12 protein-coding genes are annotated in these 11,888 nt (G+C 61.7%); 5 read left to right on the top strand and 7 right to left on the bottom strand.

Features of this window, described 5'->3' with window-relative positions:
• Position 1: 1 nt before the first annotated feature.
• Positions 2-670 (top strand): SDR family oxidoreductase, encoded by a 669-nt coding sequence (locus GTP27_RS19395; protein WP_161040788.1) that lies wholly within the window; start codon positions 2-4, stop codon positions 668-670.
• Positions 671-717: 47 nt separating this feature from the next.
• Complete coding sequence (locus tag GTP27_RS19390) at positions 718-1,845, top strand: acyl-CoA dehydrogenase family protein (protein WP_161040787.1); 1,128 nt, start codon at positions 718-720, stop codon at positions 1,843-1,845.
• An 8-nt stretch (positions 1,846-1,853) separates the two neighbouring features.
• Here the strand turns inward: GTP27_RS19390 and arsH are convergent, their stop codons facing one another.
• The 4 genes from arsH to GTP27_RS19370 are packed head-to-tail and all read right to left on the bottom strand — an operon-like array spanning position 1,854 to position 4,647.
• Positions 1,854-2,558, bottom strand: coding sequence for an arsenical resistance protein ArsH (gene arsH, locus GTP27_RS19385; protein ID WP_161040786.1), 705 nt, complete (start codon positions 2,556-2,558; stop codon positions 1,854-1,856).
• Positions 2,559-2,567: 9 nt separating this feature from the next.
• A complete protein-coding gene (locus GTP27_RS19380) occupies positions 2,568-3,848 on the bottom strand; it encodes an arsenic transporter (RefSeq protein ID WP_161040785.1) in 1,281 nt (426 codons plus the stop codon).
• Complete coding sequence (locus GTP27_RS19375) at positions 3,842-4,330, bottom strand: arsenate reductase ArsC (protein ID WP_161040784.1); 489 nt, start codon at positions 4,328-4,330, stop codon at positions 3,842-3,844. The genes GTP27_RS19380 and GTP27_RS19375 overlap by 7 nt, the downstream gene beginning before the upstream one ends.
• Positions 4,327-4,647: an ArsR/SmtB family transcription factor gene (locus tag GTP27_RS19370; protein WP_161040783.1), complete on the bottom strand. Its 321-nt coding sequence runs from the start codon at positions 4,645-4,647 to the stop codon at positions 4,327-4,329. The genes GTP27_RS19375 and GTP27_RS19370 overlap by 4 nt, the downstream gene beginning before the upstream one ends.
• A gap of 480 nt (positions 4,648-5,127) precedes the next feature.
• Here GTP27_RS19370 and GTP27_RS19365 point away from each other — a divergent pair, with 480 nt between their 5' ends.
• A complete protein-coding gene (locus GTP27_RS19365) occupies positions 5,128-5,724 on the top strand; it encodes an ORF6N domain-containing protein (protein ID WP_202416946.1) in 597 nt (198 codons plus the stop codon).
• A 20-nt stretch (positions 5,725-5,744) separates the two neighbouring features.
• Here the strand turns inward: GTP27_RS19365 and GTP27_RS19360 are convergent, their stop codons facing one another.
• A complete protein-coding gene (locus GTP27_RS19360; RefSeq protein ID WP_161040782.1) occupies positions 5,745-7,493 on the bottom strand; it encodes an ABC transporter substrate-binding protein in 1,749 nt (582 codons plus the stop codon).
• Between the two features lie 99 nt (positions 7,494-7,592).
• Here GTP27_RS19360 and GTP27_RS19355 point away from each other — a divergent pair, with 99 nt between their 5' ends.
• Positions 7,593-8,831 (top strand): spore maturation protein, encoded by a 1,239-nt coding sequence (locus GTP27_RS19355; protein WP_161040781.1) that lies wholly within the window; start codon positions 7,593-7,595, stop codon positions 8,829-8,831.
• 22 nt (positions 8,832-8,853) lie between these two features.
• Positions 8,854-10,332 (top strand): D-alanyl-D-alanine carboxypeptidase/D-alanyl-D-alanine endopeptidase, encoded by a 1,479-nt coding sequence (dacB, locus tag GTP27_RS19350; RefSeq protein WP_161040780.1) that lies wholly within the window; start codon positions 8,854-8,856, stop codon positions 10,330-10,332.
• Between the two features lie 16 nt (positions 10,333-10,348).
• Here the strand turns inward: dacB and GTP27_RS19345 are convergent, their stop codons facing one another.
• The gene (locus GTP27_RS19345; RefSeq protein ID WP_161040779.1) at positions 10,349-10,972 is read right to left on the bottom strand and encodes a M15 family metallopeptidase; all 624 of its coding nucleotides are present in this window, start codon (positions 10,970-10,972) and stop codon (positions 10,349-10,351) included.
• Positions 10,959-11,876, bottom strand: coding sequence for an N-acetylmuramoyl-L-alanine amidase (locus GTP27_RS19340; protein WP_161040778.1), 918 nt, complete (start codon positions 11,874-11,876; stop codon positions 10,959-10,961). Before GTP27_RS19340 ends, GTP27_RS19345 begins: the two co-directional genes overlap by 14 nt.
• Positions 11,877-11,888 lie beyond the last annotated feature (12 nt).

The following is an 11,888-nucleotide window of genomic DNA, read 5'->3' as shown; positions in this document are numbered from 1 at the left end:
CATGGCGACTGCACTCATCATCGGTGCCTCGCGCGGCATCGGCCACGAACTGGCACGCCAGTATCTGGCCGATGGCTGGCGCGTGATCGCCACGGCGCGCAAGCCGGAAGATACCAACGCTCTGCACGCACTGGGGGCGGAGGTGCACACGCTGGACGTCAACAACGTGGAAGCCGTAGCAGGGCTGGGCTGGAAGCTCGACGGCGAAGAGCTTGATGTCGCCTTCCTCAACGCCGGTGTGTACGGCCCGCGCCACGACGGCTTCCCCATGCAGACGGATTTCGACGCCGTGATGCACACCAATGTGCTGGCCGCCATGCGTTTGCTGCCCATCCTCGCGCCGCTGGTCTGCGCAGTGCAGGGCAAGCTGGCCGTGCTGTCCTCGCGCATGGGCTCCCTCAGCGAACGTAACAACCCTAGCGGTTCGCTGTACCGCGCCAGCAAGGCAGCACTGAACTCGGTGCTGATCGACACGGCCCATACCTTCGGCCCGCAGGGCGCCACCTGCGTGGCCTTCCATCCGGGCTGGGTACGCACGGACATGGGCGGCAGCGAAGCCGACCTGTCAGTGGAACAGAGCGCGGCAGGCATGCGCGCAACGCTGGCGGCGCTACCCGCGACCACCAGTGCGCTCTACCTTAACTACGATGGCAAAACTATCGGCTGGTGAGGACAGCAGGCAGTCTGAAATCATTTATACAATAACGACGAGACACCATGATACTAAGCGAAGAACATCAGATGATCCGTGACGCCCTGCGCAGCTTTGCGCAGGAACGTCTGGCCCCCAACGCCGCCCGCTGGGATAAGGAACACCACTTCCCCAAAGAAGAACTGAAGGAGCTGGCAGCGCTGGGCGCCTTCGGCGTGGCCGTGCCGGAAGCACTGGGCGGCGCGGGGATGGATTATGTGTCGCTGGCTCTGGTGCTGGAAGAGATTGCTGCCGGCGACGGCGGCACCTCGACCATTATCTCCGTCAACAACTGCCCCGTCTGCAGCATCGCCATGATGTACGCCAGCGAGCAACAGAAGCAGCAGTGGCTGCGGCCACTGGCGCAGGGCGAGATGCTGGGCGCCTTCTGCCTGACCGAACCGCATACGGGCAGCGATGCCGCCGCACTGCGCACGACCGCCACGCGCGATGGGGATCACTACGTTTTGAACGGCACCAAGCAGTTCATCACCAGCGGCAAATATGCCGATGTGGCCATCGTCATGGCGGTGACGGACAAGGCGGCTGGCAAGAAGGGCATCAGCGCCTTCTGGGTGCCGACCAATACGCCCGGCTACATCGTCGCCGGGCTGGAACAGAAGATGGGCCAGCACTCGTCCGACACGGCGCAGATACTGTTCGAGAACTGCCGCATTCCGGCCGAGAACCTGATCGGCGAAGAAGGCCAGGGCTACAAGATCGCCCTGTCCGGACTGGAAGGCGGCCGTATCGGCATCGCTTCGCAGGCTGTGGGCATGGCACGCGCTGCGTATGAAGCAGCGCTCAGCTATGCGCGCGAACGCGAGAGCTTCGGCAAACCGATTTTCGAGCATCAGGCCGTGCAGTTCCGCCTGTCCGATATGGCCACCCAGATCGAAGCGGCACGCCAGCTGATCCAGCATGCAGCCTCGATGAAAGACGCGGGCCTGCCCTGCCTGAAAGAAGCGGCCATGGCCAAGCTGTTCGCTTCCGAAATGGCGGAGAAGGTCTGCTCGGACGCTATCCAGATCCATGGCGGCTATGGCTATGTGTCCGACTTCCCCGTCGAACGCATCTACCGCGATGTGCGCGTGTGCCAGATTTATGAAGGCACTAGCGACATCCAGAAACTGCTGATCGCGCGCGCCCTGTAAGCGCGCTTTTAGAGCTGGGCGATCTGGCGGTTGATGGCTTTGACCGCCCGCTCGTTGCGTTCGCTGTAACGGTCGGTCAGATAGTCGCTGCGGCCGCGCATCAGCAGCGTCATCTTGAACAGTTCTTCCATCACATCGACTACCCGCTCGTAATAGGCCGAGCGGCGCATGCGGCCTGCCTCGTCGAATTCCTTGTAGGCCATCGGCACCGAGGACTGGTTGGGGATGGTGAACATGCGCATCCAGCGCCCCAGCAAGCGCATGGTGTTGACCACATTGAACGATTGCGAGCCGCCGCATACCTGCATCACGGCCAGCGTGCGGCCCTGCGTGGGGCGCAACGCGCCCTGTTCCAGCGGTATCCAGTCGATCTGGTTCTTCATCACGGCGGTAATCGCACCGTGACGTTCGGGGCTGCACCACACCTGGCCTTCCGACCACTGCGATAGCGCGCGCAGCTCCTGCACTTTGGGGTGGCTTTCATCGACACTGCCCACCATGGGCAGTTCGGCCGGATCGAAAATCTTCACCTCGCCGCCGAAATGCTGCAGGATGCGCGCCGCTTCTTCCGTCAGAAAGCGGCTGAAACTACGCTCGCGCAGCGAGCCATACAGCAGCAGGAAGCGGGGCGGATGGTCGTAATTGCCCACTGGTTCCAGTTGCGCCAGCGTCGGTATCGGCAGCAGATCGTGATTGATATTCGGCAGTTCCATACAGTCCTTTCAGGAGAGGCGCAGGGCCAGCGCTGCCAGCGTCACCAGCAGCACTGGTACCGTCAGGCAGATCCCCACGCGGAAGTAATAGCCCCACGAAATGTGCAAGCCTTTCTGGTCCAGCACATGCAGCCAGAGCAGGGTGGCCAGACTGCCGATAGGCGTAATCTTCGGTCCCAGATCGCTGCCGATCACATTGGCAAACACCATGGCTTCGCGCACCGCGCCCTGCGCCGTGCTGGCATCGATGGACAGCGCCCCCACCAGCACCGTGGGCAGATTATTCATGATGGACGACAGTATCGCCGTAATAAAACCCGTGCCCAGTGCTGCGCCCCACACGCCGTAGCTGGCGCAGGCACTCAGCGCTGCCGTCAGGGTATCGGTCAGGCCGGCGTTGCGCAGGCCGTACACTACCAGATACATCCCCAGCGAGAACACCACGATCTGCCATGGTGCATTCGCCAGCACTGCGCGCGTCGAGATGCGGTGGCCGCGTGCCGCTACGATCAGCAACAGGGCAGCACCGGCCGCCGACGTGGCGCTGATGGGCACACCCAGATCTTCCAGCCAGAAGAAGCCCACCAGCAGCAGGCCCAGTACCCACCAACCCGTGATAAAGGTGGCACGGTCATGAATCGCCTCGGCAGGCAGCTTGATTTGCGCAACATCGTAATTAGCCGGAATATCACGGCGGAAGTAGAGTAGCAATGCGCCCAGCGTGGCAGCGACAGCCACACCGTTCACCGGCAGCATGACGGCCGCATAGCGGGCAAAGCTGACATTGAAATAATCGGCCGAGACGATGTTGACCAGATTCGATACCACCAGCGGCAGACTGGCCGTATCGGCGATAAAGCCGGCTGCCATCACGAAGGCCAGCGTAGCCTTGCCGGAGAATTTCAGCTCGCGCAGCATGGCAATCACGATAGGCGTGAGGATCAGCGCCGCGCCATCATTGGCGAACAGGGCCGACACGGCAGCGCCCAGCAGCACGAACAGGGCGAACAGGCGCACGCCGCTGCCGCCGCCCCAGCGCGCCACATGCAGCGCGGCCCATTCAAAAAAGCCGGCCTTATCGAGCAACAGGCTGATGATGATGATGGCGACGAAGGTGCCGGTAGCATTCCAGACGATGTGCCACACCACGGGAATATCGCTGACATGGATCACGCCGGCCAGCAGGGCCACGATGGCGCCCGCCGTGGCGCTCCAGCCTATGCCCAGACCGCGCGGCTGCCAGATCACCAGCAGCAGGGTGGCCAGAAAAATCAGCAGGGCGCTCAGCATGCGTCAGCTCCCAGCAGGCCGATGCGGTCCAGTTCGGCCTTGAAGGCAGCGCGATCACCTGCCAGCTGGGTCAGCGGCAGCGCCAGAAACGCTTCGATGCGGCCACGCAGCAGGGTGTAGGCGCGCTCGAACGCGGCGTCGATTTCGGCCTGAGTGCCCACCACATGGCTGGGATCATCCACGCCCCAGTGGGCGCGCAGCACGGGGCCCAGATAAGCGGGGCAGGCTTCGCCAGCAGCGCTACCGCATACGGTGATCACGATATCGGGCGTGAGCGGCAGATCGTTCCACGACTTGCTGTAATAGCCATCGGTAGGAATGCCTTTACTGGCCAGCAGTGCCAGTGCTTGCGCATTGAGCACGCCGGTAGGCTGGCTGCCGGCACTGAGCCCATGCCAGCCAGCCGGCGCCAGATGGTTGAAGACGGCTTCGCTGATCAGCGAACGGCAGGAGTTGCCCGTGCAAAGAAAGAGTACGTTCATGGTTGGCAGAGTGAGGAAGTGGGGCTGCACGGCTGGCCGCCGCAGCAGTTTTCAGTGAGGAAGCCGATCAGACCATTCATGGCACCGATATCGGCCGAGTAAATCAGAAAGCGGCCCTGCTGGCGCGCCGCAATCAGGCCCGCGTGGCTGAGTTCTTTTAGGTGAAACGAGAGGGACGAGGGTGCCAGTGCCAGCTGTTCGCCGATTTTGCTGGCCGCCAGCCCGTCCGGCCCCGTCTGCACCAGCAGACGGAAGACGGCCAGCCGGTGTTCCTGCGCCAGCGAAGCGAGCGCCGACAATGCTTGTTTGGTATCCATGGCGCCATGATAGCGTTTACATTTCGATATTTCAAATATTATCGAAATGAAGATACAAACCGTTCCGGAATAAAAAAAGCCCGCATCGCTGCGGGCTCGTTCCAATGTATTACCAATGCTTTAATCGGGGCCGGGTCCAGTGCTATCTGCAAAGTGAACCGGTTTCCTGGACGCCCAGGCTATCTGCCTGGTGCCTCCAGCGTGTAAATCGACCAACGTATCCGGAATTACAAGCCCTTACTTCGCGTCAACTGCAATCCGCTCTTACACCAATCGGACCGCGGCGCTTGCCTCGGGCGTGGGACTGTCTGCACTGCAAACCTCAACCACGGACGAACTATAGCACAATATTTGTGCGGCGCACAAATTATTTTTAGTCTATCTTCCACTGCTTAGAGGGGAGTCAATAGCCGCATTACTGAATTGGTCAACCATCATCGTGATGAATATGCGATAGATGGTACTTGACGCGAGGAAAATATGGCGACGCAACATAGCGTAATCACAACGCATTCTCCTGCGTCGATGCCGCTGGCGGCTCGCATCATGCACTTGCGCGAACAGAAAGTGATGCTTGATGCAGACCTTGCAGATCTTTACGGAGTGCAAACTAAAGTGCTTGTGCAGGCAGTCAAGCGCAATCCTGCACGCTTTCCTGGTGACTTCATGTTCCAACTTGATAGCGCAGAATGGGCATCTTTGAGGTCACAATTTGTGACCTCAAATCCGGTGCGCGGAGGCCGCCGCTACCCACCTTATGCTTTTACCGAGCAAGGCGTGGCAATGCTGTCGTCCATCCTCACCAGCGCACAGGCCATCACCGTCAACATCGAGATCATGCGTACTTTTGTACGGATTAGGCTGGCCGATAGTTCACAGAAGGATCTGACCCAGCGTCTGGACTTAATGGAAAGCCAGCTTTACCGGCTCTCGCATAGTCAGGAAAGTTTCGAAGCCGAGACCCGCGACAAGGTGAGGCAGATCTTTGCTTCCCTTCGTGCCTTAGTCACTCCAACCGAACCTGTCAAAAAGCGACCTATTGGATTTGTCACACCAGACGAAGATCAAGCGCCCTAGAGTTAGCTCCAGGGCCGGTTCTAGTCTGGTCGCACAATATCCAGATATCGCCAGTTGGTCAGCTCGACGGGATGGCGCTGGTAATGCTTGAGCCACGGCTGCTGCAGATCGGCCGACACAGGATGGGTCAGCAGCACCCACGGCGTATAGGCATGCACGATATCGGCCAGATCGCGGTACAGCGCCGTGCGGCGTGGCGTGTCGCCTAGCAGGCGGCTTTCTTCATAGCGCTGGTTGTAGGCGGGCAGGTTGAAACGGGCGTAGTTGGCGCGGCCACGGTTGGCGCCATACAGCAGCTGGTAGAAGTTGTCGCCATCGGGGAAGTCGGCCACCCAGTTGGTCTCGAACATCATCACCGAACCCAGCCGCGAAGCCTTGATGATCTCCGTCTTCTTGTCACTCTTGAACACCACCCGCAAGCCGATCGCATTCAGATTCTTGCGCCATAGTTCATCGCGCAGCCGCCCCACCGTCGAAGCTTCGCTGTGCATCACCAGCGTCAGCGGCTTGCCGTCTGGCTGCATGCGGAAACCGTCCGCGCCCTTGCGATAGCCATAGCGATCAAGCAGCGCCTGCGCCAGCGCCGGATCGTAGGGCACAGGGCTGCGGTAGGCGGGATCGTAGCCGCGCACATTCGGCGGCAACGGCGATTGCGCCGCTACCGCCAGCCCCTTCTTCAGCAGCGCCACGTCTTCCGCGCTGTTGTAGGACATGGCAATGGCGCGCCGCAGCGCCAGCCTGTCCTTGCTGTAGCCGCCGATCAGCGGGTCTTCCATATTCATCCACATGTAGTAGGTCTGCAGCACAGGGAAGGGCGACAGCACGATGCCGCGCGCCGCCAGCGCCGCTTGCAGCGTGGGCTGGGCGTCATTGGTCAGCACCATGTCCTTCATCGATTCCGGCAGCTGTTCGAGGAAATCGAATTCGCCATTCAGAAAGCCCAGCACGCGCGACTGGTATTCCTCGACGATGCGCACTTCGACGCGGTCCAGCAGCGGCACGCGCCGGCCTTGAAAACTGACGGGCCGGAACTGGCGGTTGGCCAGCAAAGTGATGCGGTCACTATGCTTCCACTGGCCCAGCACAAACGGCCCGGTTCCCACCGGATGATTGCCGGCCTGTGCGCCGTAAGCCTGCATCACTTCGCGCGCTACCACTGCCGTAGCAGGCGTGGCCAGATAGAACAGGAAATTCGGGTCGGGCGCATTCAGACGGATGCGCAAAGTAAAACGGTCGAGCGCCTGCAGACCGGCAATCTCGCGCTCGTAGCTGAACTGCTGCTTAAGCGCCGCGTCACCGGCCAGTTTGCCATCGAGCAGAAACAGCCACGGCGACTTCAGCACCGGATCGTACAAGCGCTTCAGGCTATACACATAATCCTGTGCCGTTACCTGCCGCCGCTGCCCCTGCAACGCCGCATCGGGCGTGAAGTACACGTCCTGGCGCAGATGAAAGGTGTAGGTCAGCCCCTGATCCGTCACTTGCGGCATGGCCGTGAGCGTATTCGGCTGCAACTGCACGGGGCGGGCCAGATAGTCGTAGCGCAGCATAGGATCGAACAGGTTTTCCAGCAGGCTAAGACTGGCAATATCGGATGCCACGGCCGGGTCCAGCCCCGTCTCGCCCGTACTGAGAAACGCATGCAGCACTTTCTCCTGCCCTGAGGATGGCGCTGCGGCCTTGCCGTCCGGCGTCTGGGCCAGCCCGTACCTAGGCACCAGCAGTGCGCACACCAGCGCCAGCCCCACCGCTGCAACTCGTTTCAACATAGGCAGATTTCCACATCAGCGAACTAAAGCGGCAGCTTATAACTTTTTTCGCCACCTTACCCGCTATACTTTGTTTGTTTTTCCCACTTTTTTGCCGCTATGTCGCTCAATTACATCTGGTCCGGCTTTTTCCTGATCGGCTTCATCGCCGCAGTAGCCCAGTTCCTGCTCTCCGGCGACACGGAAATCTTCAAGCGCATCATCGACGGCACTTTCGATTCGGCCCGCACCGGCGTGATGGATATCGCTCTGCCGCTGGCCGGCGTGATGACGCTGTGGCTGGGCATTATGAATATCGGCGAAAAAGCTGGCGCCATCGACCTGCTGGCACGCCTGATCGCGCCTTTCTTCTCGCGCATCTTCCCCGGCGTGCCCTCGCAGCATCCGGCCACCGGCCACATGGTGATGAACTTCTCGGCCAATCTGCTCGGTCTCGACAACGCCGCCACGCCGTTCGGCCTGAAGGCGATGGAAAGCCTGCAGACGCTCAACCCCAGCAAGGACGAGCCCACCGATGCGCAGATCATGTTTCTGGTGCTGCACACCTCGGGCCTGACGCTGATCCCGCTGGCCATCATGGCGCAGCGCTCCATCCTCGGCGCCGCTGATCCGTCCGACATTTTCATCCCCTGCATGATCGCTACCTACGTGGCCACGGTCACGGGCATCATCGCCGTATCTATCCGCCAGCGCATCAACCTGTTCAACACGGTGGTGATGGGCTGGCTGGGCGGCATGACTGCGGCGATTGCGGGCGTGGTGTGGTACTTCACCCACTACCTGAGCAAGCAGGAAATCGAACTGGTGTCCAAAGTCTTCAGCAATCTGGTGCTGCTGCTGGTGATCGTCGGCTTCATCATCGGCGCACTGCGGCGCAAGGTGAATGTGTACGAAGCGTTTATCGAAGGGGCCAAGGGCGGCATCCAGACTTCCATTACCGTGATTCCCTATCTGGTGGGGATGCTGGTGGCGATCAGCGTGATCCGCAATGCCGGTGTGCTCAACTTCGTCGTCGAAGGCTTCAGCTGGATCTTCGCCCAGCTGGGCGTGAACGCCGATTTCGTACCGGCCCTGCCCACCGCGCTGATGAAACCTCTGAGCGGCAGCGCAGCCAAAGCCATGATGATAGACACCATGCGCCAGTACGGCGTGGATTCCTTCGTGGGCCGGCTGGCCTGCGTGTTCAATGGCTCGGCCGATACCACCTTCTACATCGTGGCACTGTATTTCGGTTCGGTGGGCATACGCAAAACCCGCTACGCCATTTCCTGCGGCCTGATCGCCGATCTGGCTGGCGTGATTGCGGCGATTTTCGTCGCCTACGTGTTCTTCCACTGATTGCTGTAAAAGAGACTGACCCATGCTGCTACGCCGTACCGCCCTTGCTGCCCTGTTCACCGCCGTTGCAACGCTGGCTGGCAGCGCCATGGCGGCGGATCTGCCGGAACCGATCAGCGCGCTGCTCAGCAACGCAGGAATACCCCAGCAGGCGGCAGGCATCGTGGTCATGCGCGGCAACCAGACGCTGATCGACCATAACAGCAGCCAGAGCATGCAGCCCGCGTCCACCATGAAGCTGTTCACCACGCTGGCCGCGCTGGAACAGCTAGGCCCTGCCTTCCGCGCCCGCACCGAACTGCGCACCACGGCGGACGTCGAACGTGGCGTGCTAAAAGGCGATCTGATCGTGCGGGGCGGTGCCGACGTCGATCTCAACGAGGATGTGCTGCTGCACCTGCTGCAGGCGCTACGCAATCAGGGCATCCGCAAGATCAAGGGCGACGTGATCCTCGATCGTCAGCTATTCCAGCCGGCCCGCCCCGATCTGGGCCAGCCGCCATTCGACGAATTCCCCTGGGCTTACTACAACGTGACGCCCGATGCGCTGCTCGCCCACAGCAATTTGCTGCGGGTGGAACTGCGCGCCAGCGCCAGCGAACTGTCGGTGGCGATGCTGCCGGAGCTGGAACAGGTCAGCGTCAAGGCCGATCTGCAGCTGATCGACGCCCCCTGCGCCAGCTGGGAAAAAGACTGGCGCACGCCGGAAGTGCGGCAACGCGGCGAACAGCTGACGGTGGTTCTGCATGGCCGTTACCCGCGCAACTGCAACAAGTCCACCAGCCTCGATGTGCTCGACCATCACGATTTTCTGGCGCGCTTACTGCGCGCCCAGTGGCGCAAGCTCGGTGGCAGCCTCAGTGGCGACGTGCGCGAGGCCGAAACGGCCGGGCTGGCACCGGATAGCCGCCTGCTGGCCGAGCACCAGTCACGCTCTTTGCCGGAAATGCTGCGCGACGTGAACAAGAACTCCGATAACACCATCGCCCGCACCGTCTACCTGATGCTGGGTAGCCTGCAGGCCGATGCGGCACTGGGCAGCAAACCGCTGCCGGCCGATGACAGCGTGGCCAGCACGGCCATGCGCGCCGATCTGGCCATCCGCAGCTGGCTGCAGTCACAGCGCATCAGCGCGGATGGTCTGGTGCTGGACAATGGTTCCGGCCTGTCGCGGGTGGAGCGGGCCACACCGGCGCAGATGGCGGCCGTGCTGCAAGCTGGCCTGCGCAGCCCGTGGATGCCGGAATTCCTCGCCACGCTGCCCATAGCCGGCACCGACGGCACCATGCGCAAGCGCCTCAAGGATAGCCCGGCCACGCGCCGCGCCCGCATCAAGACGGGCACCCTGAACGGCATTACGGCTATTGCCGGCTATGTCTACGATGGCGCCAACCAGCCCTGCGTGGTGGTAGCTTTCCTCAATGACGAACATGTGGCCGGTGGGGCTGGCCGCAATGTGCTCGATGGCCTGATCGAATGGGTGGCGCGCTCCGCGCCCTAGATCTTGCGCGCCATGCCTAGAGCACGCGCGTGTAGGTGCGCCGCACATGCTGGCGGTCGCCGCAATCGAAGTGCCACCACTCGCTGTTAATGCCGTAAAAACCCGCCAGCAGCATGGCATTGCGCAGCAGATGGCGGTTATCGCACTGGGCAAGCGTCAGCTCGCCCAGTTCCAGCATCACGGTTTCCAGCGCCGGCTGCGAGCGCTCGGAGAGATCATCGAAGGCCGTGCCCATATCCAGTTCGCGCCCCGCTTCATCGATGATGGTCAGGTCCAGCGCCATGCCGAACGAGTGGATGGAACCGCGCACCGGCTCGGCGATATAGCCGAGTAAATCCGTACCCTGTAAGGCTTCCCACAGTTGCTCCTGCACCCGCTGCGGGCGCAACGCATCGAGGATCAGCAGGCGGTAAGCGGGGCGCTGGCGCGCCAGCCATGCTACCGCCTGTTCCAGCGCGGCGGCGGCATCGCGGTGCAGCCACGCGCAATCGAGCGGGTTATACAGGTCGCGACCGACAAAATTATCCGTCGTGGCATAGCGCAGCTCCACCGCTATCCCCTCGATGCTGCTCAGGTGGCGGAATGCCGCATGGCCATCGATGGCTTCGCAAGGCAGCGTACTTGCGCTAGGGATGGTCATGGCGCGGGCTGGCCGTGCTGCGTGGCAGGGCCGGGGTGGACGCAGCCAGAGGGAGCGGCACTGGTGCCGGCATAGGCACAGCTGGCGGCGCCAGTTGCGGCACAGGACTGGTCAGCACATCGAGCAGCGCTGCCGTTTCGGCATCGGGCGTGCCGTCATACAGCGACTGGCGATATTTGGACTGAAACACCACCAGCACATTGCGCGTGGCCAGATCGAGTTCTCCCGTCTGCGGTGTGGCGTAGCCCACTTGCGCCAGTTTGCGCTGGAACCACGCTACGTCGGGCAGCTGCTCCGTGTAGATCGGCAGACGCGCCGCCACACGGCTAGGCTCGGGCCACGCCACCAGCCCCGCATCGGCCAGCTGCTTCCACGGGAACAGCGGCCCCGGATCCTGCTTGCGCTGGGGCGCAATATCGTTGTGGCCGAGGATATTCTCCGGCTTGATGTTGTAGCGCGCCACCAGCTGTTTCAGCAGCAGGATCAGCTGGTCGATCTGAGCCTGCTTGAACGGCGCATACACGCGCCCCTGCGGCGTCTCGGTAAAACCGGGATTGACGATTTCGATGCCGATCGATGCGGCATTGAGCTGGTTATAGATCTTCCAGCTGCTCAGGCCAGCGTGGTTGGACTGCCGCGCCTCGTCCACCAGCGCATAGAAGAATGGCTGATCCGTGTCGGTGAGCAGATAGTGGGCGCTTACATCCTGCTGCGTGAGTATCTTGATGGAGCGGGGCAGATCGGACACCGTGTAGTGCAGGATGATGTACTTGATACGCTCGCTCTGGCCGCGCGAACTCAGGCTTGTATCGATGCGCGGCCCCGCCGGCGGCGCCACGGTGGCACAGCCGGACAGCAGGGAAACAGCGGCGGACAAAGCCACCAGCGGGAGTAACTTGCTCATAAATGCTCTCGT

The organism is Duganella qianjiadongensis (genome assembly GCF_009857915.1).
Lineage (GTDB): Bacteria > Pseudomonadota > Gammaproteobacteria > Burkholderiales > Burkholderiaceae_D > Rugamonas > Rugamonas qianjiadongensis.
Note: the sequence above shows the minus strand (reverse complement) of the source record. Positions and strands in the feature narration are given on the sequence as shown.

Bases quoted from the DNA above. Each gene is read 5' to 3' on its own strand.
- GTP27_RS19355 (WP_161040781.1), top strand. From the start codon at position 7,593: ATGTCGCTCAATTACATCTGGTCCGGCTTTTTCCTGATCGGCTTCATC.
- GTP27_RS19370 (WP_161040783.1), bottom strand. From the start codon at position 4,647: ATGGATACCAAACAAGCATTGTCGGCGCTCGCTTCGCTGGCGCAGGAA.
- GTP27_RS19380 (WP_161040785.1), bottom strand. From the start codon at position 3,848: ATGCTGAGCGCCCTGCTGATTTTTCTGGCCACCCTGCTGCTGGTGATC.
- dacB (WP_161040780.1), top strand. From the start codon at position 8,854: ATGCTGCTACGCCGTACCGCCCTTGCTGCCCTGTTCACCGCCGTTGCA.
- GTP27_RS19390 (WP_161040787.1), top strand. From the start codon at position 718: ATGATACTAAGCGAAGAACATCAGATGATCCGTGACGCCCTGCGCAGC.
- GTP27_RS19345 (WP_161040779.1), bottom strand. From the start codon at position 10,972: ATGACCATCCCTAGCGCAAGTACGCTGCCTTGCGAAGCCATCGATGGC.
- GTP27_RS19340 (WP_161040778.1), bottom strand. From the start codon at position 11,876: ATGAGCAAGTTACTCCCGCTGGTGGCTTTGTCCGCCGCTGTTTCCCTG.
- GTP27_RS19375 (WP_161040784.1), bottom strand. From the start codon at position 4,330: ATGAACGTACTCTTTCTTTGCACGGGCAACTCCTGCCGTTCGCTGATC.
- GTP27_RS19395 (WP_161040788.1), top strand. From the start codon at position 2: ATGGCGACTGCACTCATCATCGGTGCCTCGCGCGGCATCGGCCACGAA.
- GTP27_RS19365 (WP_202416946.1), top strand. From the start codon at position 5,128: ATGGCGACGCAACATAGCGTAATCACAACGCATTCTCCTGCGTCGATG.
- arsH (WP_161040786.1), bottom strand. From the start codon at position 2,558: ATGGAACTGCCGAATATCAATCACGATCTGCTGCCGATACCGACGCTG.
- GTP27_RS19360 (WP_161040782.1), bottom strand. From the start codon at position 7,493: ATGTTGAAACGAGTTGCAGCGGTGGGGCTGGCGCTGGTGTGCGCACTG.